Source organism: Roseomonas marmotae (assembly GCF_017654485.1).
GTDB classification, from domain to species: Bacteria; Pseudomonadota; Alphaproteobacteria; order Acetobacterales; family Acetobacteraceae; genus Pseudoroseomonas; species Pseudoroseomonas marmotae.
Map to the genome: position 1 here is coordinate 635,499 of NZ_CP061091.1, position 23,439 is coordinate 658,937.

Sequence of the window (23,439 nt, forward strand, 5' to 3'; positions counted from 1 at the left end):
CCTCTCTCAACGGCGTAGCACAGGGGGTCAGCCCGGCTGGCTGGTCCGGGCGGCGGCCTTTTGCGGCGCCTGGGATTCCAGGGCGCGCAGCACGATGGATTCGGTCAGGATCTGCGGCAGCACCTCCGGCGTCCCGGTGCCGGGGGCATAGACGAGGTAGAGGGGCACGCCCTCCCGCCCATGGGCGCGCAGCAGGGCGGCGATCTCCTCGCCGCCCCGGGTCCAGTCGCCGGTCAGATAGGCGACATCGCGGGCCGCGAAGGCCTCCCGCACAGCGGGGGTGTCGAGCGCCACGCGCTCATTCACCTTGCAGGTGATGCACCAGGCGGCGGTGAGGTTGACGAAGACTGGCCGGCCCTCGGCGCGGGCGGCGGCGACGCGTGCCTCGGACCAGGGTTCCGCGCCCCCCTCGGCGGCCTGGGCGGCGGCGGGGGGCGGGGCCTCGGCCAGGCGCGGCAGGGTGGCGGCGGCCAGCAGCAGGGCTAGCACGGCGCCGCCCCGCCCGAGGAGGCGCCAGCGGCCGCGTGCGCCCTGCGCGCTGCCGAGCGCCCAGGCGCCGAAGCCGATGGCGAGGCCACCGGCCAGGGCCGCCGCCAGCCCCTCGGGCCCGGTCAGCTGCGCCAGAACCCAGAGCAGCCAGAGGGCCGCCGCATACATCGGGAAGGCCAGGGCCTGCTTCAGCCGCTCCATCCAGGCGCCGGGGCGCGGCAGCAGGCGCGCCAGGCCGGGGGCCAGCGCCAGCAGCGCATAAGGCGCGGCCATGCCGAGGCCGAGGGCACCGAAGACCGCCAGGGTGCCGGCGGGCGGCAGGGCCATGGCGGCACCGATGGCGGCGGCCATGAAGGGGGCGGTGCAGGGCGTGGCCACCAGCACCGCCAGCGCGCCCGTGGCGAAGCTGCCGAGATGCCCGCCGCGCGCGGTCAGACCCCCGCCCGCGCCCACCGGCCCGCCGGTCTGGAAGACGCCGGATAGGTTCAGCCCGACCGCCAGCATCAGCCAGCCCGTCAGCGCGACGAAGAGGGGGGAGGTGAACTGGAAGCCCCAGCCCGCCGTCTGCCCGGCCAGCCGCAGCGCCATCAGCGCCCCGCCCAGCGCCAGGAAGCAGAGCACGACGCCCGCCGTGTAGCTGGCGCCATGCGCCCGCACCGTGGCGCGCGCGGCGCCGGAGAGGCGGGCGATGCCCAGCGCCTTCATCGCCAGGATGGGGAAGACGCAGGGCATGAGGTTCAGGATCAGCCCGCCCAGCGCGGCCCAGAGCAGCGCCTGGCCCAGGGGCAGGCTGCCGGTGCCACCGCCCGGCAAGGCCGCCGGCACCGGGCCGGGGGTGGCGGAAAGGCTATAGGCGCTGCGGAGCCCCGCGCCGTCGGTGATGGCCACCACGCCGGCCAGCCGGGCCGGCAGCTCCGCGCTGCCGCGCGGCAGGCCTAGGCGCAGCGCGCCCTGCGTCACCTCCAGCGGCTGCGCCCCGGCATGGTCCAGCACGCCCCATTCCAGGGGGAAGAAAAAGGCCTCCCTGACCGTGGCGGGCGAGAGGTCCTCGCCCGTCAGCAGCAGCGCCCCCTGCGGGCCCTGGAAGCCGAGGCTGGCCTGCCAGGGTGAGGGGCGCGGCAATTCGGCTTCCGCCCGCTGGAACAGCACCGCCATGGCGGGATCCGGGCGCGGGCTGGCCTCCACCGGGAGCGTCAGGGTGAAGCGGCCTTCCTCGGGGATGCAGACCTGCTCGCAGACCAGCCAGCTCGCCTGGGCCTCGATGGTGAAGCTCTGGCCGGGGGCGAGGGTGGCGGGCGGCGTCACCTCCAGCGGCAGCAGGGTGGCGCCCTCGTAGCCGTAATTGACCAGCGGGCCATAGGGGATGCGCTGCGGCGCCGGCCACTGGATGGCGCCGGCGCTGGCGCCTTCAGGCAGGGCGAGGGCGATCTCGGGCGGGGTGCCGGCATCGCCGGGGTTCTGCCAGTAGGTGTGCCAGCCCGGCGCCAGCCGCTGCCGCAGCCCGATGCGGAAGGGCTCGCCGGGGGCGATGGCCGCCACCTCCGCCGCCAGGGTCATGGTCGCGCGCTCCGACCGCACCGGCGCGCTTTCCCCCGCCCAGGCGGGGGTGGCGGCTGCCAGCAGCACGGCGGTCAGGAGGGTCGTGCGTAACATGGACGGAGAGAAACCTTTCTGCGGCACCGGGCCAAGCGCTTCCGGGTGACAAATCGTGTCGCGCCGCAGGGAATACCACCGGCGGCACCCGCGCGCCTCAGCCGCGTGGCGCCATGAAGGCAGCAGCCTCGGCGCCGCTGAGGGCCTGTCCGGCGAAGCCGAAATGCCCGTCACGCAGGATCTCCCGCCCCGCCCGCGCCAGCGCGCCCAGCGCCGCGCGGGCCAGGGAGCCGCCGAGGCTGATGCGCTTCACCCCGGCTTCCGCCAGCTCCGCCACGGTGAAGGGCTTTCCCGCCAGCCCCATCACCACATTCACCGGCTTGTCCAGGGCGGCGCAGAGGGTGCGGATATCCTCCAGCCGCGTCAGGCCGGGGGCATAGAGCACTTCCGCTCCCGCCGCCGAGAAGGCCTGGAGGCGGCGGATGGTGTCGTCCAGCTCCGGCCTTCCATGCAGGAAGTTCTCGGCGCGGGCGGTCAGCACGAAGGGCAGGCCGCGCGCCGCCTCGGCGGCGGCGGCCACGCGCTCCACCGCATGGGCGAAGTCATAGATCGGGCGCGCGGGGTCGCCGCTGGCATCCTCGATGGAGCCGCCGACCAGGCCGGTCGCGGCGGCGGCGCGGATGGTCGCGGCGCAATCCTCCGGCGCGTCGCCGAAGCCGTTCTCCAGGTCGGCCGAGACTGGCAGTGGCGTGGCGGCGACGATGGCGGCGGCATTGGCCAGGATCTCCTCCCGCGTCAGGGCGCCTTCCCCGTCCCGCCGTCCCAGGGAGAAGGCGAGGCCGGCGCTGGTGGTGGCCAGGGCCTCGAAGCCCAGCGCGGCGAGGATGCGGGCGCTGCCGGCATCCCAGGGATTGGGGATGACGAAGGCACCGGGCCGGGCATGCAGGGCACGGAAGCGGGCGGCGCGTTCATTCTGGTCCATGGGTCGCTCCTCCGGGTTTGGTCGTGAACAGATCAGGAACCAGGCTGCGCCGCAAGCCGCGCTGCTGTAGAGGGGGCGCATGTCCTCTGCCCTCGCCCTGCCTGAACTGCCCGTCACCGAGGCCCTGCCGCGCCTGGCGGAAGCCCTGCGCGCCGGCTCCAATGCCGTGCTGGTGGCGCCGCCGGGCGCGGGCAAGACGACGCTGGTCCCCCTGGTGCTGCGCGACGAGCCCTGGGCGGGCGGGCAGAAGATCCTGGTGCTGGAGCCGCGCCGGGTCGCCGCCCGTGCCGCCGCCCGCCGCATGGCGAGCCTGCTGGGCGAGGAACTCGGCCAGACCGTCGGGCTGGTGACGCGGCTGGAGCGCGCGACCTCGGCGGCCACGCGGATCGAAGTCATCACCGAGGGCCTGCTGGTCCGCCGCCTGCAATCCGACCCCGGGCTGGAAGGGGTGGCGGCGGTGCTCTTCGACGAGGCGCATGAGCGAAACCTCGATACCGACCTGGCGCTGGCCTTCTGCCTGGACCTGCAACGCGCCCTGCGGCCGGAGCTGCGGCTGCTGGCCATGTCCGCGACGCTGGAGGCCGAGGGTTTTTCGACCCTGCTGGGCGATGCCCCCGTGGTGGAGAGCCTCGGCCGCGCCTTTCCGGTGGCGGTGCAGTATCGGCAGCGGGAGCTGAAGGACGCGCGCGAACTGCCCGAGGCCATGGCCAGCGCCATCCGTGAGGCGTTGCGCGCCCATCCCGGCGACGTGCTGGCCTTCCTGCCGGGCTGGGGCGAGATCCGCCGCACCGCCGACCGGCTGGGCGGCCTGGACGCCGACGTGCTGCCCCTGCATGGCGAGATGCCGCCGGCCGAGCAGGACCGCGCCCTCAACCCCGGCCCGCGCCGCAAGGTGGTGCTGGCCACCTCCATCGCCGAAACCTCGCTGACCGTGCCGGGGGTGCGGATCGTGGTGGATGGCGGCTTCCGCCGCGCGCCGCGCCTGGACCCCGCCACGGGCCTCTCCCGCCTCGCCACGCTCCGCATCTCCCGCGCCGCCGCCGAGCAGCGCGCGGGCCGCGCCGGCCGCACCGAGAGCGGCGTCGCGATCCGCCTCTGGACCGAGGCGCTGCACCGGGGCCTGCCGCTCTCCGACCGGCCGGAGATCCTGGAGAGCGAACTCTCCGGCCTCGCGCTCGACTGCGCCGCCTGGGGGGCGGAGCCGGATGCGCTGCCCTTCCTGGATCCGCCCCCCGCCGGCACCCTGGCCGCCGCACGCGCCCTGCTGCGGGACCTGGACGCGCTGGATGCCGAAGGACGCGTCACCGCCACCGGGCGGCGCATGGCGCGCCTCGGCACGCATCCGCGCCTCGCGCGCATGATGACGGCGGCGGAGAGCGCGGAGGAAGCCGCCCTGGCCGCCGAGCTGGCCGCGTTGCTGGAGGAGCGCGACCCCATCCGGGGGCGGGAGGCGCCGTCCGATATCCAGCTACGGCTCGACCTGCTGCACGGCGCCGACGACCCCAATGTCGACCGCGCCGCGCTGGGGCGCATCCGCCGCGCCGTGACGCTGCACCGCCGCCGCCTGGGCGTGCCCGGCGGCACGGAGGCCGCGGGCGACCCCGGCCTGCTGCTGGCCGCCGGCTTCCCCGACCGCATCGCCGCCAAGCGCGGGGTGATGGATGGCGCCTTCCGGCTGGCCTCCGGCCAGGGCGCCCGCCTGCCCCCCACCGACAAGCTGGCCAAGGCGCCGCTGCTGGCGGTGGCCGACCTGGAGCTGGCGGGCACGGAGGCCCGCATCCGCATGGCCGCGCCGCTGGAGCGCGCGGTGCTGGAGAGCCGATTCCCCGAGCGCCTGGTGCGGGAGGAAGGCGCCGCCTTCGATGCCCGTGCCGGCGCCGTGGTGGCGCGCCGCCGTCTGCGCTTCGGGCCGCTGGTGCTGGAGGAAGCCACCCTGGCCCATGCCGACCCCGCCGCCGTGGCGGTGGAGCTGGCCAGGGCCGCCGCCGGGCGCGGCTTCCGCGACCTCGACTGGAGCGAGGCGGCGAAGCAGACCCGCGCCCGCCTGGGCTGGATGCACAGGCTGGCGCCCGGGGAATGGCCGGATGTCTCCGACGCCGCGCTGGCGGCGGATGGTGGCGCCTGGCTCGCCCCCTGGCTCTCAGGGCTGACGAAACTGTCGGAGCTGAAGGGGCTGGAGGCCACGGGCATCCTGCGCTCGCTGGTGCCGCATGCCCGGGCGCGCGCGCTGGATGCCGCCCTGCCGCCGCGCCTGGACCTGCCCAGGGGCCGCTCCGCCGCCATCGACTATACCGGCGAGGTGCCGAGGCTGGAGGCGCGGGCGCAATGGCTCTTCGGGCTGGCCACGCTGCCGCCCCTGGCGCAGGGGCGCATTCCCCTGCAGGTGGCGCTGCTCTCCCCGGCCGGGCGGCCCGTCGCCGTCACCGCGGACCTGCCGGGCTTCTGGCGCGGGGCCTGGGCGGATGTGCGGAAGGAGATGCGCGGACGCTATCCGAAGCATGACTGGCCAGAGGACCCTTCCCGCCCCATCTGAGGACCACCCAGGCCTTGAGCGCCCCCGTTGAAGCCAGGACCACTCCGGCGCCAGAGTAACGCCATCGTCAGGATTCCCCCCGCCATGCCGTCGATTCGCCCCCCGTCTTCCCCCGCTTCACGCCGCTTCTTCCTGGGTGGCCTCACCGCCCTGGCCGCGTTGCCGCTGATTTCCTGCGGCTCCGTGCCTGCCCAGGCGCAGCGCGGCATGCTGCCCGATTTCGCCGACCTGGCGGAGCGCGTGATGCCCGCCGTGGTCAATATCGCCGTGCTGAGCGAGCAGACCACGACCCAGGTGCCGCCGGAGCTGCGCGGCACGCCGTTCGAGCGTTATTTCCGGGAGCGGCGCGGCCGCCAGCAGGTGCAGGGCGCGGGCTCGGGCTTCATCATCGACCCCGCCGGCTTCATCGTCACCAACAACCACGTGGTCGGCAATGCCTCCCGCGTCGTCGTCTCGCTGCAGGATGGGACGGAGCTGCCGGCCCGCGTGGTCGGCACGGATGAGCTGACGGACCTCGCCCTGCTGCGGGTGGAGGCCAAGACCAGCCTGCCCTCCGTCCCCTGGGGCAGCAGCGCCGGCACGCGCGTCGGCCAGTGGGTTCTGGCCTGCGGCAATCCCTTCGGCCTGGGCGGCACCGTCACCTCCGGCATCGTCTCCGCCCGCGGGCGGGAGATCGGCGCCGGGCCCTTCGACGATTTCATCCAGACTGATGCGGCCATCAACCCCGGCAATTCCGGCGGCCCGCTCTTCAACGCGGCGGGGGAGGTGATCGGCATCAACACCGCCATCTTCTCCCCCACCAATGCCTCCGCCGGCATCGGCTTCGCCACGCCGTCCGACCTGGCGCGCGGCGTGATCGAGCAGCTGCGCCGCGACGGCAAGGTGGAGCGGGGCTGGCTGGGCATCGCCGTGCAGGATTTCGGGCCGGAGCCCGGCGGACGCCGTGGCGCGCAGGTGCAGGGGGTGGAGCGTGGCAGCCCCGCCGCCCGCGCCGGGCTGCGCAACAGTGATATCCTGGTGGCGCTGAACGGGGAGCGGATCGACAGTTCCCGCAGCCTCATCCGCAATGTCGCGGGCACGCCGCCCGGGCAGACCATCCGGCTGACGCTGCTCCGCGACGGGCGGCAGCAGGAGATCGCGGTGCAGGTGGGCCGGCGGCCACCCTCCGCCTCCTGACCGGCGCGGGGGAGGCCCCTCCCCCGCGGCCCTGCCGCCAGAGCCGTTTATGGGCCGGGCCGGCGGGAGGAAGCCCGGCGGCGCGATCCCGGCCGGACGCGCTGCCCGGATGCCGCGCCTCCATGGTGGGCGAGGACAGGCGATGCCGCTTCTGCGGAGCGGCCCGAGGTCAGGAAATGCCCCGCCCCGCCCTTACCATTCCGGCGCATCCGTCCCCAGTGGCACCGAGGGGCGGGCGAAGAAGGCCGGCGTCGCCTCCATCCGCGCCGCGTGGCGGACGGCGCTGAGCCGCCCGAAGCCGGAATCGGATTCCTCCAGCAGGTCGGCCAGCTCCGCGCGCGTGGGATCGGGGGCCGCGAAGCCGCCTTCCAGCCGCCCCAGCCCACGCAGCCAGCGCCCGGTGCCGGCCAGGGAGACGCTGACCTGCCAGGAGCCCCCCTCCACCGCGCGCCGGTGCAGCGCCGCCAGGATGCCGAAGGCCAGCAGATAGCCGGAGGCATGGTCCAGCGCCTGGGCCGGCAGGGGGCGGGGCTTCCGCTCGCCCGCCGCCTCGGCCTCCGCGGCATTGAAGCCGCTGGCGGTCTGCACCAGGGAGTCGAAGCCGCGCCGGTCCCGCCAGGGGCCTTCCGTGCCATAGGCGGAGAGGCTGGCGCAGACGATGCCCGGCCGCAGCGCCGCCAGCCTCTGCGCGCCAAGGCCGCGCGCAGCCAGGGCGCCGGGGCGGTAGGATTGCAGGAAGACATCGGCCTGCCGCAGCAGATCCTCCAGCCGCGCGAGGTCGGCCGGCACGCGCAGGTCGAGCTGCGCGGAACGCTTGCCGCGCCCGGTATCGATGACCAGCGGCGCCACGGCGGGCAGGTGCGGCCCCGTCACCAGAAGCACATCGGCCCCGTGCGCCGCCAGCGCCCGCCCGGCCACGGGGCCCGCGATGATGCGCGTCATCTCCAGCACGCGGATGCCCTCCAGCGGCCGGGTGCCGGCGGGCAGCGGCTGCGGCGGCGCATCGCCGATCCGCTCGATCCGCAGCGGCCAGTCCGGGATGGCCCGGCCCTGCGGATGCGCGTCCCATTCCGCGAAGCTGCGCAGCGCGGCGACGCAGAGGCCCGCGGCGGCCGCCGCATCCTCGAAGGCCAGGGCCTGCCGGCCCAGCAGGGCGCGGGCGACCTCCGCGCGGTCATTCCCCACGCCCAGCAGGCGCAGCACGCCGTCGCGGTGATGCGGGAAGTTGGTATGCAGCCGCACCCAGCCATCCGCCGTGGGATAGAGGCCGGCGATGGCGTCCCAGAGCTCCGGCGCCTCATGCCCGTCGATCCGCAGCAGGCGCTCGGAGCGGAACTCGGCGGCGGCATGGCGCATCTCCACCGCCACGCGTTGCGCCGGGCCGCCGCGTTGGCGGTGCAGCGCCGCCGCCGCCAGCGCCATGGCGGCGATGCTGGCCTGGGCCGCCGTGCCGACGCGGAAGGAGGAGGGCAGCGCCGGCTCCGCGCCGGCCAGGTCCAGCCATCCCAGCGCCTCCCGCGGCAGGCCCGCGCGGTGCCAGAGGGCGGCGGTGGCTTCGGCCGGCGTCGTCGTCATCCGAACATGGCCTCGATGCGGGCTGGGTCCGCCTCCTCGATGGAGGCGGGGGTCCAGCGGGGGTTGTTGTCCTTGTCCACCAGCAGGGCGCGCACGCCCTCGGCGAAGTCCGGATAGGGGGTGACGCTGCGGGCCAGGGTCACGTCCATGGCCAGGCAGCCCGGCAGGTCCATGTGCCGGGCGCGGCGCAGCATCTCATGCGTCACGAAGAGGCTGGTGGGGGAGACGCGGCGCAGCACCGCCAGCTGCTCCCGCGCCCAGTCCGTGTCTTCCGCCTCCAGCGCCGCGACAATGGCCGGCACGCTGCCGGCGCCGAAGCAGCGGTCCACCACCGGCTGCAGTTCGGCCACGCGCCCCGGCGGTACCGGCCGGGCGAAGCGGCCGATGGCATCCAGCTCCCCGGCCAGCAGCGCCTCCCGCAGCCGGGCCAGGCTCTCGCGCGGCACGAAATGGGTGGCGAAGCCGCATTCCACCGCCTCCGTCCCCTGCATCCGCGCGCCGGTCAGCCCGAGCCAGAGGCCCAGTGCCCCGGGCATGCGGGAGAGGACGTAGCTCGCGCCGATATCCGGGAAGAGGCCGATCGTGGTCTCCGGCATGGCCATCACCGCCGCCTCGGTGACGATGCGGTGGCTGCCATGGACGGAGACGCCGATGCCACCCCCCATGCAGATGCCGTCGATCAGGCTGATCCAGGGCTTCCGCAGCGCGCCGATGGCGCCGTTCATGGCATATTCCTCGGCCAGGAAGCGGACCAGCCCCTCGGGATTCCCGTCCAGCAGCATCTGCCGGGCCATCCGCACATCGCCGCCGGCGCAGAAGGCGCGGCCGCCCTCCCCCTCCACCAGCACCATGCGGATGGTGGGGTCCTCCCGCCATCCGGCCAGGGCGCGGGCGATGCCGGTGATCATGGCCATATCCAGCGCATTCAGCGCGCGCACCCGGTTCAGCCGCAGATGCGCCACGCCGCCCACACGCTCCATGATCAGGCTCTCGGCCACGTCCATGCTCATTTCCCCTGGTTTGTCTGAGCCGGTAGCCTCGACGCCCCCGGCGCGGTTGACAAGAGGCCGGCCATGCCCGCTACCTCCGGCAGCGGGAGCTGGAGGGAGCATGGCCGAGGCGCTGGTGCGGTTCGAGGGCGTACGGAAGGCCTATGGCGGCGCGGCCGGGGGCTACGCGGTGCAGCACCTGGACCTGGATGTATTCCGCGGGGAATTGCTGACCCTGCTCGGCCCCAGCGGCTCCGGCAAGACCACCACGCTGATGATGCTGGCGGGGTTCGAGCAGCCGACCGAGGGCCGCATCCTGCTGGCCGGCCAGGACATCGCCCGCCTGCCGCCGCATAAGCGAGGCATCGGCGTGGTCTTCCAGTCCTATGCGCTCTTCCCGCATATGTCGGTGGCCGAGAATGTCGCCTTCCCGCTGGAGGTGCGCGGCGTCTCCAGGGCCGATCGCGCCGCCCGCGTGGCCCGCGCCCTCTCCGCGGTGCGGCTGGAAGGCTATGGCGACCGCCGCCCGGCGCAGCTCTCCGGCGGCCAGCAGCAGCGCGTGGCCCTGGCCCGCGCCCTGGTCTTCGAGCCGCCCATCGTCCTGCTGGACGAGCCCCTTGGCGCGCTGGACAAGGCGCTGCGGGAGGAGATGCAGTTCGAGATCCGCGACATCCATCAGCGCCTGGGCGTGACGATGATGTATGTCACCCACGACCAGCAGGAGGCGCTGACCCTCTCCGACCGCATCGCCGTCTTCGAGGGCGGGCTGATCCGCCAGCTGGCCCCGCCGCGCGCCATCTATGACAACCCCGCCAGCGCCTTCGTCGCGGGCTTCGTGGGCGAGAACAACCGCCTGCCCGGCAAGGTCCTGGCGCGGGAGGACGGCGAGGCGCGCATCGCCCTGGATTGCGGCCCGGAAGTGATGGCCCGCGCCGCCGAGGCCCTGCCCGCCGGCAGCCGCTGCATCGTCACCATCCGGCCGGAACGCGTGGCGGTCGCCGCCGTGGCGGCCGCCGAGCTGGGCGAGGGCGCCATGCCCGCGATGCTGCGCGAGGCGATCTTCCAGGGCGACCATGTGCGGCTGAAGCTGGCGCTGGGCGATGGCGGCGAGGTGCTGGCCAAGCGCCCGGTGGGCGGCGGCGCCCTGCCGGAACCGGGTACCGTGGCGGCGGTGGCCTGGGAGCCGGGGCACGCGCTGGCCTTCGCGGCGGCGTCCTAGCAACCGGAGGGGCGCTGCCCCTCCGAACCACCTCAGGCCCCGCCATCCGTCTGGCGCTTGCGGCACGGTGGTTCCGCCGGAGGTTATCGACCTCCGGCGACTTCGGCCTCAGCCCGCGTGGCCCTTTTCAAGAATTTTGAATGCACTGGCGGCGGCACCGTAGCGGCACGCAAATGCGAAACGGGGTCCGGGGTGGAGTTTCCACCCCGGCGGGTCTGAGGCGGAGCCCCAGCCTTGCCTCAGGCCGCGGCGGCCTCCGGGAAGATGCGGGAGACATCGCCGCCCCATTCCTCGGCGCAGCGGCGCAGCCAACGGTCGGCCTGGGTCTCGCCCGTCGCCACGATCTCTTCCAGCGGCGCCAGATACACCTCTTCCCCCAGCCCGCGCGCGCGCAGCCCGTCGCGGGAGATGGCCAGGGCATCCGCCGCCACCTCCCGCAGGCCGCGGCCACGGAAGGGGGTGGTCAGCCCGCCCGCCGGCACGGCCAGGCGCAACGCCTGGAGGTCCACCACCGGCCAGTCCCGCACCAGGGCGGCGGCCGCCTTCTGGGCAGCGGCGTCGTAGAGCAGCCCGGTCCAGAAGGCGGGCAGGGCGTGCAGCATCTCGGGGCTGCCGGCATCGGCGCCGCGCATCTCCAGGAAGCGCTTGAGGCGGACATCGGTGAAGACGGTGGTGACGTGGTCGGCCCAGTCGCCCATGGTCGCCTGGATATCCGGCCGGTCCGGCAGGCCGCGCGCGATGAACTGGCGGAAGCTGGCGCCGGCGCAGTCGATCCAGCGCCCCTCCCGCATGATGAAATACATGGGCACGTCGAGCACATGCTCCGCGAAGCGCTCGAAGCCGAAGCCCTGTTCGAAGGCCACGGCGGGGATGCCGGTGCGGTCCGGGTCGGTCTCGGTCCAGACGCGGCCGCGAAGCGTGCGGAAGCCGTTCGGCTTGCCCTCGGCGAAGGGGGAATTGGCGAAGAGCGCGGTGGCCAGCGGCTGCAGCGCCAGGCTGACGCGCAGCTTCTCCACCATGTCGGCCTCATCGCCGAAGTCGAGATTCACCTGCACGGTGCAGGTGCGCAGCATCATGTCCAGCCCCATGGCGCCGACGCGGGGCATGTATTGCCGCATGATGGCGTAGCGGCCCTTGGGCATCCAGGGCATCTCGTCGCGCGTCGCCAGCGGGTGGAACCCCAGCGGCGCGAAGCCCATGCCGAGCGGGCCGGCGACCTCCCGCGTCTCCTCCAGGTGGTTCTGCAGCTCGGCCCAGCCGGCATGCAGGTCCGGCAGCGGCGCGCCGGAAAGCTCGAACTGCCCGCCCGGCTCCAGGCTGATGCTGGCCTGGCCGCGCGTCAGGCCGATCGGGTTGCCATTGTCCAGGATGGGCGCCCAGCCCTTGGCCTGGAGCCCCTCCAGCAGGGCGCGGATGCCGCCCTTCCGTTCCGGCCCCGGCGCATAGGGCGGGGGCGAGAGGTCGCCGTGGTAGAAGCCGAACTTCTCGTGCTCCGTGCCGATGCGCCATTCCGAGGGCGGCTTGGAGCCCTTGGAGAACCATTCGGCGGGCTGCCGCACGGAGGTAATCGGCGTGAGATCGGCCTCGCCGGGATTGGACATTCTGGAAACCTGCGATCCGTTCGAGCGTGGGCCGGAAAAGCCCGTCCTGGGAACGGGGTTTGCCGTATCAGGAGGGAACGGTCCAGTCACCGGCCAGTGCTTGCAGCACCGCCAGCCCCGCGACCGCCGCCGTCTCCGCCCGCAGGATACGGGGGCCGAGCCCGACCGGGAAAACAAAGTGTCGCCGCGTAACGGCGTCAAGCTCCGGCCGGGTGAAACCGCCCTCCGGCCCCACCAGAAGGGCCAGGGGCGGGGTGCGGCCGGGCAGCCGGGCGGCCAGCGGCGGCGGCGCGCCCCGCTCCTGCCCGATGAAGACGGGCGTGCCGTCCCAGGCATCCAGCGCCGCGTGCAGGTCCTGCGCGGGGGCGATGCGGGGCAGGTCCAGCCGTTCACATTGCTCGGCGGCCTCCCGCGCGATGGTGGCGAGCCGCGCCTCGTTCACCCGCCCCACCACGCCACGCGCCGTCAGCACGGGGTGGATGCTGGCCACGCCCAGCTCTGTCGCCTTCTCCACCACCCATTCCATGGCGTCGCGCTTCAGGGGCGCCAGCAGCAGGCGGATATCCGGGCCCGCGGCCTGCGGGCGCAGGCACCGCTCCGGCACCAGCACGGCGCGGTCCTTGCGGATGGAGGCGATGCGCGCCAGCCATTCCCCGTCCCGCCCGTTGAAGAGATGGACGGAATCCCCCTCCCCCTTCCGCATCACCTGGCCCAGGTAGTGGCCCTGGCCGGGCAAAGCGGGCACATCCATCCCTTCCGCGAGTTCGGCTTCGACATAGAGACGGGGGACAGACATGGGCGGCTCCACAGGAACGGGCACAGGCGCGGCTCCTCATACCGATATCCGCGCCCGTGGCTGGGTGGCGCAACTGCCTGCCGCCTGGCAACCCTATGCGCTGCTGATGCGGCTGGACCGGCCCATCGGCGTCTGGCTGCTGCTGCTGCCGGGGCTCTGGGCCTTTGCCCTGGCGGCGCCGGGCTGGGGCACCGGACTCTGGCTGACGCTGCTGTTTGCACTCGGCGCTACCATCATGCGCGGCGCCGGCTGCGTGGTGAACGACCTCTGGGACCGGGAGCTGGACAGGAAGGTCAGCCGCACCGCCGCCCGCCCCCTGGCCTCGGGCGCCGTCAGCATCCGGCGGGCCGTCATCTTCCTGGGCGTGCTGCTGATGCTGGGGCTGGCCATCCTGCTGATGCTGAACCCGCTCTCCATTGGGCTCGGCGTGCTCTCCCTGGTGCCGGTCGCGCTCTACCCGGCGGCCAAGCGCGTGACGGATTTCCCGCAGGCGGTGCTGGGCCTCACCTTCTCCTGGGCCGCACCGCTGGGCTACGCGGCCGCGACCGGCCGGCTGGATGGCGCCGGCCTGTCCCTCTACGCCGCCGCCTTCCTCTGGATCCTGGCCTACGACACCATCTACGCCCACCAGGACCGGGAGGACGACATCCTCGTCGGCATCCGCAGCACCGCCCGCTACTTCGGGGAGCGCACCAAGCCCTTCCTGGCCGCCTGCTATGCCGGCGCCGTGCTGCTGCTGGCCCTGGCGGGCTGGCTGGGCGGCGCTGGCCCCTGGTTCTGGCCGGCGCTGCTGCTCCCCGCCGCCATGCTGGCGCGGCAGGTGGTCATGCTCGATATCCACAATCCCGTGCTCTGCCTGCGGCTGTTCCAGAGCAACCGTGATGTCGGACTGCTGATCGTCCTCGCCTTCCTGGCGGGACGGCTGTGAGGGACGCGGAGGGCTTCATCGCCGCCCATACGGCCCTGGGCCGCCCGGCTCTGGTGCCGGAGGTGGAACTCCATCTGGCCACCGCCATCACCCCCATCTGGCAGGCCACCGAGGAATGGCTGGCCGCGCGCGACCTCGAACCACCCTTCTGGGCCTTCGCCTGGCCGGGCAGCCAGGCCCTGGCCCGGCTGATGCTGGACGGCACCGTGGCCGTGCGGGGCCGCCGGGTGCTGGATTTCGCCGCGGGTGGCGGGCTGGCCGCCATCGCCGCCATGCTGGCCGGCGCCACCAGCGCCGAGGCTGCCGAGATCGACCCCCTCGCCCTGGCCGCCACCCGCCTGAATGCCCGCCACAACGGCGTGGCCGTCACGGCCGCGGAAGGCGATGTGGTCGGCCAGCCCCGCCGCTGGGACACGGTCCTGGCCGGCGATGTCTGCTACGAAGCCCCCATGACCGGCCATATCATGCCCTGGCTGCGGCGGATGGCCGCCGATGGCGCCGAAGTCCTGCTGGCGGACCCCGGCCGCGCCTATCTGCCGAAGGACGGCCTCGCCGCGCTGTCCACCTTTTCCGTGCCGACGACGCGGGAACTGGAGGACCGGGACAGCCGGGAGGTGACGATCTACCGCGTCCTGGCCTGAATGGCGCGGCGGCTGGTAGCGCCGTGACGCGGAGATCATCATCCATGGCTTTGCCCCGGGCTGCCGCCGGATGCCGCGACCGGATTCCCTGCGTGAGTGACAGGCGAATCCCGCATGGTGCCGAAGGGAATGCGGCGGCTCCCCGCATGCTGCGCTTAGAGCCCGTTTGAGAATGGTCATGGGTGAGCAATGCGCCGGACGAGGAGCGCGCCCATGCTGACGTGGATCATGGCTTCGGAGACGTCGCAGCGGCGTTCATAGTCGCGGACCAGGCGGCGCCAGCGGGTCATCCAGCCAAAGGTTCTCTCCACCACCCAGCGGCGTGGCAGCACCTGGAAGCCTTGCTGGTCCGTCAGCTTGCGCACACCTCGATGACGAAGTCATGGAAGGCGGCAGCGCTCATCAGCTTGCCGCGGTCATAGGCGCCGTCGGCAAAGAGGTGCTTCAACCAGGGCCAGCGCTTGCGGATCGCCTTGACGATCTGCTCCGCCCCGGAAGCATCCTGCACGTCGGCCGCCGTTAGAGCAATTTCCGTTCGCCCTGGCTCACTTCAACTGCTCTAGGCTTTTGTTTTTGTGAGCATCTTCACCCGATCAGGTGATTCCACCTGATCGGGATCTGCTCTAGGTTGACCATCAGCAGGCGGCCATCAGTGTCGACCGCAATGTGGCGCTTGCGGCCCTTGAGGCGCTTGGCGGCATCAAAGCCGCCGCCGCCCAGTGCTTGGGGCGACTTGACCGTCTGGCTGTCCAGAACCCCGGCGGAAGGGCTGGCCTCGCGCCCCACCCGCTCACGATCCAGCATCAGCGCGATGTTGTGCAGAGTGGCGAACAGGAACCGTCGTGCGAGCCGCCGGAACCACCAATAGATCGTCTGCCATGGTCCGAAATGGACCGGCAGCATGCGCCAGCCACACCCGGCCCGTGCCAGGTAGCGGATCGCGTTCAGCACCTCGCGCAGGTCAACGCCTGGCCGCCTGCCGCGGGTGCTGCTGGGCGGCAGCAGAGGCCGAATAACCCGCCATTCCTGATCCGTCAGATCGGTCGGGTAGCGGCGCCGCTCAAAGCCAGCCTGCCGTGCGCGATGTTCCTTGGTCTACATCCAGCCCATCTGGGCACGCGAGGACGCCTGAACACCTCACCCGCAGCATTCTCAAACGGGCTCTAAGAAGGCTGCCACAAACCGCAACTCAATTAAGTCCTGAAAGCCGAGTTCGATATGGTTTTCGATCTGTGGCAGTTGCGGTGACCAGAGTGGCGGAAGATCCTTCTGCTTCTCGCCCTTTCCGTAACGATAGCCCCCAAGCCAGCGATTGATGTTCCGGGCAGGCACCTTCAGCAGGCGCGCGGCATCCGGTACGGTGTAGAAGCCTACACCTAACGGCACAACCGGAGTTGCTGCGGCGAAGTTAGCCATGGTCTCGACAGGCTAACGACCTTCGGATTCGGTGACCAGATCCCTTTACGCTGTAGCCCAATTGAATAGTGCAGTTGCTGCTCTGGCACCCAGTTAGGCTGCCGAAGATCCATTTCCGCGGGGTCTGGGGTGACGGCGTCACCCCAGCGGAGGTGTCCAGAGGGGCGGCGCCCCCTCTGGCCTCGACCGAGAGCTCTTAGCGATCCCAGGCCGGCGCGAAGTCCGGGTTCACCATGCGCTGGTCCTTCGGCAGCGCGTCGATGGCCGCCACGTCCTCGGCGGTCAGCTTGGCGGCCAGCGGCACGGCGTCCAGGTTTTCCTGCTGGGTCTGCTGGCGGCTGGCCTTGGGGATGGGCACCACGCCCTGCTGCCGCAGCAGCCAGGCCAGGGCCACCTGGGTCGCGGTGGCGCCGTATTTGGCGCCGATGCCCTTCAGCACCGGGTCTTCCTGCAGGGAGCCCTTGGCCAGTGGCGTATAGGCTTCCAGCACGATCTGGCGCGGCTGGCACCAGTCCAGCAGCTTCTTCTGAGACAGCAGCACGTGATATTCCACCTGCAGCGCCGCCGGGGTCTCGCCCATCTCCTCCAGCTCGCGCATCAGCGCAACGGGGAAGTTGGCCACGCCCCAGGCCCGGATCAGCCCGCTGGCCTGCGCCGCCTTCAGCACCTTCACGGCGCCTTCCAGGTCCATGGCCGGCTTCGGCCAATGGATCAGGAAGAGGTCCAGGTAATCCGTGCCCAGGCGGCTCAGCGAGCCTTCCAGGGAGCGGTGCAGCGGCTCCGGCTCCAGGCTGTCCCACCAGACCTTGCTGGTGACGAAGAGATCCCCGCGCGGCAGGCCGCTGGCCTTGACGGCGGCGCCGACCTCCACCTCGTTCTCGTAGCGCGCGGCCGTGTCCAGATGCCGGTAGCCGAGGCCGAGCGCGCGCTCGATGGCCTTCTGGCCCTCTGACCCCGTCAGCCTGAAAGTGCCCAGCCCGAGCTTGGGGATGGAGAGGCGGGGGGTGGTCTCGATGGGAATGCTCATGCGGGACGCTACCTCTTGGAGAGATCGACCAGCCCGGCGAAGCCGGACTCGGTGCCGAAGGCAATCTGCGTGCCCGCCGGGTTCCAGGCCAGGGCCGAGATGGCACCCCGCCCCGGCGCCGCGATCGGCACCACCTTGCCGGAGCCGATCTCGGCCATCAGCACCAGGCCGTCATCGAAGCCGGCGGCCACCACCTCATGCTGCGGATGGCAGGCGACCCGGGTGCAGAGGATGCCGTCCCCGCCCGCCAGCTCCACCGGCGGCTTGCCCATCGGCCCGCCGCCGAAGAAGGGCCAGAGCACGATGCAATCGGCGCCCGAAGTGGCCAGCCAGCGCCCCTTGGCGGTGAAGGAGACAGATTTGATCTTGGTGGCATAGCCGGACATCCGCATGTCCTGCGCGTCGGTCAGCCGCCAGCCATGCAGCGCATTCTCCTGCATGGTGGTGACGACATGCGTGCCGTCGGGGCTGAACCAGACGCCCTGGTGGCTGCCCTTCCAGGGCAGGACGCGCGGCTTGTCCTCCTTGCTGTTCACGAACCAGAGGCTGGCGCCGTTGTAATGCGCCGCCGCCACCCGCTTGCCCTTGGCATCGAAGGCGATGCCGCCGACGGAGGAGGGATGCTCCAGCACCTTCAGCGGGCCGCCCTTGCCGAAGACGTGCAGCTTCTTGCCGACCGAGGCGGCGCGCAGCCCGTCCGGGTGGCTGGCCACATGGTCCACCCACTTCATGGCGCCGAGACTGGCGATCGTCTCCACGCTGCCGTCATTGGCGGTGCGGGCCATCAGCCCGTCATCGCCGCCGGTCAGGAAGCCGCTGGCGATATCCGGCACCATGGAGAGGCAGGCGCCGTCATGCACGGCGACGCTGCGCCATTCCCCGCCGATATCCGCCGTGGAGGCCAGCCGCAGCGTGCCGTCGCCCAGCGCGAAGGCGGCCGCCTTCCCGTCGCGGGAGAAGGCGGCATTCACCACCCAGGCGCCGAGGTCGTTGGAATGGCCGCGCTGGCTCAGCAGGAAATCGGCCTCGGACACCGCCGTCGCGCTCATGCCGCCCCCTGGGAGGCGATGCAGCTCTCGAAGCCGCGGCGCAGGCGGGGGCGGTTCAGGTCGCGGCCGATGAAGACGATCTTCGACTTGCGCTCCGCGCCCTCCGGCCAGGGGCCGATGTAATCGCCGTCGGCGATCATGTGCACGGCCTGGAAGGCGAAGCGGCGGTCCTCGCCCTTGAAGGCCAGCACGCCCTTGGTGCGCAGCAGGTCGGCGCCCTTGGTCTGCAGCAGCTCACCGATCCAGGCGTTGAACTTGGCCTCGTCCAGCGGCTCCGACACCTCGAAGGACAGGCTCATGATGTCCTCGTTGTGGGAGTGGTTGTCCTCGCCGGAGAGGAATTCCGGCTCCCGCTCCAGGATGCGCTCCAGCTTGAAGGCCTCGCGGCCCATCACCGCCTCGATCGGCACCTCGGACTTGGTGGCGCGGCGGATCTCGGCATAGGGGTTGATGGCGCGGATGCGGCGCTCGACCTCGGCGGCCTCGGCCTCCGTCACCAGGTCCATCTTGTTCAGCACGACGATGTCGGCGAAGGCGATCTGGCTCGCCGCCTCCTTGCTGTCATCCAGCCGGGCCGGGAGGTTCTTGGCATCCACCAGCGTGACGATGGCATCCAGCCGCGTGGCGCGCTTGACGTCGTCATCCATGTAGAAGGTCTGGGCGACGGGGGCGGGATCGGCCAGGCCCGTCGTCTCGACGATGATGCCGTCGAGCTTCTGGCGGCGCTTCATCAGGTTGCCGAGGATGCGCACGAGATCGCCGCGCACGGTGCAGCAGATGCAGCCGTTGTTCATCTCGAAGACTTCCTCGTCGGCATCGATGACGAGGTCGTTGTCGACGCCCAGCTCGCCGAATTCGTTGATGACGACGGCGTATTTCTTGCCGTGCTCCTCGCTGAGGATGCGGTTCAGCAGCGTCGTCTTGCCGGCGCCGAGATAGCCGGTCAGCACGGTGACGGGAACGGTGTCGCTCATGGGGGAGTCTCTTCCTGCCGGTGGTGAGGGCGGTCTTCTGTCAGGACGTTATATGATACGCTGGCCTGCCCAGGTCACGGGGGCAAGGGGCAGCTATTCCGCAGCCATGGCCCTCGGCCGCCAGGCCTGGAAACAGCCGGGCCGGCGGATCGCCGGCCAGCGCGGACAGCGCGGCCCCTGCCGGAAGGGCGGTGAAGCGGGGGATGGACGCGGGAGCGCCGGCCCTGCCCCATGCGGGGGCTTGGCTTGCCGGCGGATGGCGCTTTAGCTGACGCTTCGAATCCATGAAGGAAGCGTCATGCCGCGAGCCGGCCATACCCGAGGGACGAGCCGCCACCCCGTGGCGAAATGGGCCATGGCGGTGGCACTGGGCCTGACGCTGCCCGCCGCCGCCCTGGCCACCGACCCGGCGGCAGCCCCCACCGGCATGCCGAAGCAGCGCCCGGCCGGCAGTGCCGAGGCCTGTCCCGGCGGCCGCACCGGCCCCGTCGCCCTGCGGGCGGAGGAGGCGGCCGGCACGCCGCCGCTGCGACCGGGCGAGCCGGTCTGCCTGCGGCTGCGGCCACGGCAATCCGCCTATTTCCGCATCGCGCCGGAGGCGGGGGATTTCTACACCGTCTCCACCCGCAACCTGGCGCAGGGAACCGACACGGTGCTGGCGCTGCTGGACAGCCAGGCCCGCCTGCTGGCCGAGGATGACGACGGCGCCCGCGAGAACCTGGCCTCCAGCATCGAGGCCGGCCCGGAGTTCAACGCCGCCCTGGTGCGCGCCGGCACGCTGGAAGGCCAGGGCGGCGGCTTCGAGCTGTTGCTGGTGCGCGACGCGCCCCGCCCGCCGCCCGATTTCCCCACCAGCCTGATCCAGGCCGCGGCCCAGCCGCCGCTGGCATCGGGGCAGATGGCACGGCTGCGCCTGCGCCGTGGCCAGGCCGCCTATTACGCCATGCCGGAGGCGCGCGACGGGCTGGTGGCCCGCACCCTGAACCTGGAAGGCGACACCGATACGGTGCTGGCCCTGCTCGATGGTAATGGCCAGCCGGTGAGCGAGGACGACGACGGTGGCGGCGGCACTGCCTCCGCCCTGCCGCTGGACGGCGCGCCGGCCGGCCCGCTGTTCCTGCGCGCCTCCATCCTCGGCGATGACGCCGGCAGCTTCGACCTCGTGCTGCGCCAGGAGGCGCCGCCGCCGCCGCCCGATTTCCCGACGACGCTGGAGGAGGCCCGCCGGCAGGACCCGCTGCCGGCCGATGGCACGCGCGCCATCACGCTGCACCGTCGGCAGCAGGCCATCTTCGCCCTGCCGCCCGGCGCCTCGCTGGTCATCCAGACCCGTGGGCTGGAGGAGGGCACCGACACCGTGCTGGCGCTGCTGGACGAGGATGGCGAGGTGCTGCTGGAGGATGATGACGGCGGCTCCGGCCTCGCCTCCCGCATCGCCACGGCCAAGGCGCCGGGCCGGGCCGCCTTCCTGCGCGCCGGCACGATGAACGGCGGCCCGGGGCGCTTCGACCTGGTGGTGCGCGCGGTCGGGGCCGCCGCCGGGGGTGTGCGTCAGGCCGGCAGCATCGGGGACGCGGCGCGCCGCCCTACCCTGCTGCCGGGCGAGGCGGTGGCGGTGCGGCTTGAGGCGGGGGAGGCGGCGGTCTTCGGCCTGCCGCAGGATGGCCGCCCCTCCCTGGCCCTGACCTTCGACCTGCAGGACGGCGCCGATACGCTGCTGGAGCTGCTGGACGCCGATGGTCAGGTGCTGGACCAGAACGACGATGCCGATGGCGGCCTCGGTTCCCGCCTTCTGGCCGGGCCGCAGCCGCGCCCGGCCTTCCTGCGCGCGAGCGGGGTCGAGGGCGCGGCGGCGGGCTTCTCGCTGGTGATCATCCGCCCCGCGCCTTAGGAGGGACCGCCAATCCAGGGGTGGGCAGGCCGGGGAAGGAATTCCCCGGACCCCATCTTCTTTCTTCGCGTTGAGTGTCAGGGCCGGAAGGGCAGCCGCCAAAGGCCATCGGCCGCCGGCGTAGATAGAGTCCGGGGAATGCCTTCTCCGGCCTTCGCCCCATCTCCGGCCTGCATGCCGCTCAGGCCGGTTCCGCCTCCCGCTCCGCCCACATCGCCTGGAAGGCGGGCCGGGCATGGCAGGCGGCCAGCCAGTCCCGCACTGCCGGGTGCTTCTCGAAAAGGCCCGGCTGGGACTGGGCGTAGCGCACCACTTCCGCCACGTTCAGGTCGGCCACCGTGAAGCGCCCGCCCACCAGCCAGCCGCTGCCCTGGCGCAGCGCATCGGCCAGGATGCCGAACTGGCGGTCCAGCCCCGGCAGCACGCGCGCCACGGCCTCCGGCCCGGCGCGCATTGACAGCGCCTGCTCCTCGACGGAGGTCACGGCCCAGAAGCTCCACATGGTCGCCAGCGCCTCCTCGGCCAGGTCGCGCGGGGCGAGGGGCCCGCCATGCTTGCGCGCCAGGTAGAGGGTGATGGCCATGCTCTCATGCAGCACGAGGCCGTCATCCTCGATGCTCGGCACCAGCCCATTAGGATTGACGGCGCGGAAGGCGGGGGAGGCGGTGTTCAGCGGCGCATCGGCACTGGTGGCATCCGCCAGGCGGTAGCCCTGGATGACGGGCACATGGCGGTATTCCAGCCCCAGTTCCTTGGCCAGCCAGATGGGACGCGAGGCGCGGGAGCGCAGCACGCCATAGATCGTCAGGGACACGCGTTTCTCTCCGTTGGTCAGCCGAGCAGCCGGCCGATGACCTGCGCGGTATAATCCACCACGGGAATCACGCGCCCGTAATTGATTCGCGTGGGGCCAATCACGCCGATGGCGCCGACGATCCGCTCCTCCCCGTCGCGGAAGGGGGCGACGACCATGGAAAGGCCGGCGCTGTTGAAAAGCCCGCTTTCCGCGCCGATGAAGATCTGCACGCCCTGGCCGCGCTGGGAGAGCTCGAGCAGGCGCAGCATGGTCTCCTGCGCCTCCAGCCGCTCGAACAGCGCCTGGATCTCCTGCACCCGCTCCAGCTGGTCCAGGTTCTCCAGCAGCTTGGCCTGGCCACGCAGGATCAGGGAGCCGCCGCCACCGGACCAGGTGGCGAGGCCCGCCTGGATCACCTGCTGGCTGAGCGCGTCCAGCGCGGTGCGGTTGGCCTCGATCTCCTGCTCCACCAGCGAGCGGGTTTCCTCCAGCGTGCGGCCGGAAAGGCGGGCATTGAGGAAGTTGGAGGCCTGGGTGAAGGCGCTGGGCGGCAGGCCGGCCGGCACGTCGATGACGCGGTTCTCCACCTGCCCATGGGCATTGACCAGCACCACCAGCGCCCGGCCCGGGGAGAGGGCGACGAATTCGATATGCCGGATCGGCGCCTCGTTCTTCGGCGCCACCACCAGCCCGGCAGCCCCGGCGAGGCCGGAGAGCATCTGCCCGGCCTCGGCCAGCGTCTCCTCGTAGCTGCGGCCGGAGGCGGCGCAGCGGAGGGCGATGGCCTCGCGCTCCTTCTCCGTCAGGTCGCCGAATTCCAGCAGGCCGTCGACGAAGAGCCGCAGCCCCTGCTCGGTCGGCAGGCGGCCCGCGGAGGTATGCGGCGCGTAGAGCAGCCCCGCCTCCTCCAGGTCCGCCATGGCATTGCGGATGGTGGCGGGGGAGAGGGCCTGGGGCAGGCGGCGGGAGAGGGTGCGGGAGCCGACCGGCTCCCCGGTCTCGACATACAGTTCCACCACCTGCCGCAGAATGGCGGCACCCCGGCTGTCCAGCCCCGGCAACATGGCGGTACCACCCAGGTCGCGCGGCAGCGCCCCACGGGAAAAACCGGCACGGGAGAAAGGCGGCGGGCCCAAAGTTGCTAACTCCCAGAAGGACAACCGAAAACGCTAGGGGCGCGGAGCCTGCTGCGTCAAGCTAGAGCACAGCCGGCATTCACCGCTTCGTGCTGCAATGCGACGCTTATTCTTCCACCATCTTGTCATACCCTCGCCACGATAGGGCTGCACTAAGCTGGTGAGACCGCACAGCCAGCAGATGGAGCAGGAGGTCGCATGACGGATACCCCGCCAAATCGCCTCTGGCCCCTCGCCCTGATGGGCTGGCTGGCGGCTTTCCCACCGCTGAGCCGCGATGCCTCGGCCGCCACGCCGGGCGGAGCACAGCCGGAAGCGCAGCTCGCCGGCACCTCGCTGAGCGTCTCACGTGATGCCCGGTTCACCGGCGCGCCGCTCTCGGCCAGTGAGCGCGCGGCGCTGCGCCGGCGCCGGAGGCGGGAGGGGTCATGAGCATCCCCGCCTTCAACGGCCTGCTGGCCGCTTTCGTCCTCTTCTCGCTGCTGGCGGGGCTGGTCGGGCTGATGCTGGACCGCGCCGCCCGCGCGCCGGGGCTGGCGACCGCCACGGTCGCCATGCTGATCTTCGGCCTCTCCTGGGGCGGGCTGCTGCTGCTGGGCGAATAGCCCGGCGGGGCGGGCAGGGGGCG

General features: G+C 72.3%; 20 protein-coding genes and 2 pseudogenes. 8 read left to right on the forward strand and 14 right to left on the reverse strand.

The genetic code is table 11. The features are described 5' to 3' along the window. Positions 1–27 precede the first annotated feature (27 nt). Entirely contained in the window at positions 28–2,142 is a 2,115-nt protein-coding gene (locus IAI58_RS03025) for a protein-disulfide reductase DsbD family protein (RefSeq protein WP_237182403.1), read from the reverse strand. A 97-nt stretch (positions 2,143–2,239) separates the two neighbouring features. Continuing rightward, entirely contained in the window at positions 2,240–3,064 is an 825-nt protein-coding gene (locus IAI58_RS03030) for an isocitrate lyase/PEP mutase family protein (RefSeq protein WP_207447111.1), read from the reverse strand. Between the two features lie 79 nt (positions 3,065–3,143). On the opposite strand from IAI58_RS03030, the gene hrpB reads away from it, so the two are divergent. Continuing rightward, positions 3,144–5,597 (forward strand): ATP-dependent helicase HrpB, encoded by a 2,454-nt coding sequence (gene hrpB, locus IAI58_RS03035; RefSeq protein ID WP_207447109.1) that lies wholly within the window; start codon positions 3,144–3,146, stop codon positions 5,595–5,597. An 84-nt stretch (positions 5,598–5,681) separates the two neighbouring features. Next, positions 5,682–6,773, forward strand: coding sequence for a S1C family serine protease (locus tag IAI58_RS03040; RefSeq protein WP_207447107.1), 1,092 nt, complete (start codon positions 5,682–5,684; stop codon positions 6,771–6,773). Positions 6,774–6,965: 192 nt separating this feature from the next. Here the strand turns inward: IAI58_RS03040 and IAI58_RS03045 are convergent, their stop codons facing one another. After that, positions 6,966–8,348 carry a CoA transferase gene (locus tag IAI58_RS03045; RefSeq protein ID WP_207447105.1) on the reverse strand — a complete coding sequence of 461 codons (1,383 nt, stop codon included), beginning with the start codon at positions 8,346–8,348 and terminating at the stop codon, positions 6,966–6,968. Further along, the gene (locus IAI58_RS03050) at positions 8,345–9,352 is read right to left on the reverse strand and encodes an enoyl-CoA hydratase/isomerase family protein (protein ID WP_207447103.1); all 1,008 of its coding nucleotides are present in this window, start codon (positions 9,350–9,352) and stop codon (positions 8,345–8,347) included. The genes IAI58_RS03045 and IAI58_RS03050 overlap by 4 nt, the downstream gene beginning before the upstream one ends. Before the next feature lie 106 nt (positions 9,353–9,458). Here IAI58_RS03050 and IAI58_RS03055 point away from each other — a divergent pair, with 106 nt between their 5' ends. Next, positions 9,459–10,556 (forward strand): ABC transporter ATP-binding protein, encoded by a 1,098-nt coding sequence (locus tag IAI58_RS03055; protein ID WP_207447101.1) that lies wholly within the window; start codon positions 9,459–9,461, stop codon positions 10,554–10,556. 239 nt (positions 10,557–10,795) lie between these two features. Here IAI58_RS03055 and IAI58_RS03060 read toward each other — a convergent pair whose 3' ends face one another. Continuing rightward, complete coding sequence (locus IAI58_RS03060) at positions 10,796–12,157, reverse strand: glutamate--cysteine ligase (RefSeq protein WP_207447099.1); 1,362 nt, start codon at positions 12,155–12,157, stop codon at positions 10,796–10,798. Between the two features lie 67 nt (positions 12,158–12,224). Next, complete coding sequence (locus tag IAI58_RS03065) at positions 12,225–12,953, reverse strand: 16S rRNA (uracil(1498)-N(3))-methyltransferase (protein WP_207447097.1); 729 nt, start codon at positions 12,951–12,953, stop codon at positions 12,225–12,227. On the opposite strand from IAI58_RS03065, the gene ubiA reads away from it, so the two are divergent. Next, complete coding sequence (gene ubiA / locus IAI58_RS03070; protein ID WP_207447095.1) at positions 12,952–13,881, forward strand: 4-hydroxybenzoate octaprenyltransferase; 930 nt, start codon at positions 12,952–12,954, stop codon at positions 13,879–13,881. The two genes, IAI58_RS03065 and ubiA, sit on opposite strands and share 2 nt — an antisense overlap. Beyond that, positions 13,878–14,522, forward strand: coding sequence for a class I SAM-dependent methyltransferase (locus IAI58_RS03075; RefSeq protein WP_207447092.1), 645 nt, complete (start codon positions 13,878–13,880; stop codon positions 14,520–14,522). The genes ubiA and IAI58_RS03075 overlap by 4 nt, the downstream gene beginning before the upstream one ends. 176 nt (positions 14,523–14,698) lie before the next feature. On the opposite strand, the pseudogene IAI58_RS03080 reads toward IAI58_RS03075, so the two are convergent. The 6 genes and pseudogenes from IAI58_RS03080 to IAI58_RS03105 form a co-directional block, all read right to left on the reverse strand. Continuing rightward, positions 14,699–15,045: pseudogene (locus IAI58_RS03080) on the reverse strand (transposase); the annotation flags it as partial. 104 nt (positions 15,046–15,149) lie between these two features. Next, a pseudogene (locus tag IAI58_RS03085) lies at positions 15,150–15,614 on the reverse strand (IS5 family transposase); the annotation flags it as partial. A 60-nt stretch (positions 15,615–15,674) separates the two neighbouring features. Beyond that, positions 15,675–15,938 (reverse strand): hypothetical protein, encoded by a 264-nt coding sequence (locus IAI58_RS03090; protein ID WP_208776013.1) that lies wholly within the window; start codon positions 15,936–15,938, stop codon positions 15,675–15,677. 196 nt (positions 15,939–16,134) lie between these two features. Continuing rightward, complete coding sequence (locus IAI58_RS03095) at positions 16,135–16,965, reverse strand: aldo/keto reductase (RefSeq protein WP_207450700.1); 831 nt, start codon at positions 16,963–16,965, stop codon at positions 16,135–16,137. An 8-nt stretch (positions 16,966–16,973) separates the two neighbouring features. Then, positions 16,974–18,014, reverse strand: coding sequence for a WD40 repeat domain-containing protein (locus IAI58_RS03100; protein WP_207450699.1), 1,041 nt, complete (start codon positions 18,012–18,014; stop codon positions 16,974–16,976). Continuing rightward, complete coding sequence (locus IAI58_RS03105; RefSeq protein WP_207450698.1) at positions 18,011–18,988, reverse strand: CobW family GTP-binding protein; 978 nt, start codon at positions 18,986–18,988, stop codon at positions 18,011–18,013. Before IAI58_RS03105 ends, IAI58_RS03100 begins: the two co-directional genes overlap by 4 nt. A 298-nt stretch (positions 18,989–19,286) precedes the next feature. Here IAI58_RS03105 and IAI58_RS03110 point away from each other — a divergent pair, with 298 nt between their 5' ends. Then, complete coding sequence (locus tag IAI58_RS03110; RefSeq protein ID WP_207450697.1) at positions 19,287–20,879, forward strand: hypothetical protein; 1,593 nt, start codon at positions 19,287–19,289, stop codon at positions 20,877–20,879. A 181-nt stretch (positions 20,880–21,060) separates the two neighbouring features. Here IAI58_RS03110 and IAI58_RS03115 read toward each other — a convergent pair whose 3' ends face one another. Beyond that, entirely contained in the window at positions 21,061–21,693 is a 633-nt protein-coding gene (locus IAI58_RS03115; protein WP_207450696.1) for a glutathione S-transferase family protein, read from the reverse strand. Between the two features lie 17 nt (positions 21,694–21,710). Next, positions 21,711–22,739 carry a heat-inducible transcriptional repressor HrcA gene (hrcA, locus tag IAI58_RS03120; RefSeq protein ID WP_207450703.1) on the reverse strand — a complete coding sequence of 343 codons (1,029 nt, stop codon included), beginning with the start codon at positions 22,737–22,739 and terminating at the stop codon, positions 21,711–21,713. A 270-nt stretch (positions 22,740–23,009) separates the two neighbouring features. On the opposite strand from hrcA, the gene IAI58_RS03125 reads away from it, so the two are divergent. Further along, a complete protein-coding gene (locus tag IAI58_RS03125) occupies positions 23,010–23,243 on the forward strand; it encodes a hypothetical protein (protein ID WP_207450695.1) in 234 nt (77 codons plus the stop codon). Next, positions 23,240–23,416, forward strand: coding sequence for a hypothetical protein (locus tag IAI58_RS03130; protein ID WP_207450693.1), 177 nt, complete (start codon positions 23,240–23,242; stop codon positions 23,414–23,416). The genes IAI58_RS03125 and IAI58_RS03130 overlap by 4 nt, the downstream gene beginning before the upstream one ends. Positions 23,417–23,439: the final 23 nt, after the last annotated feature.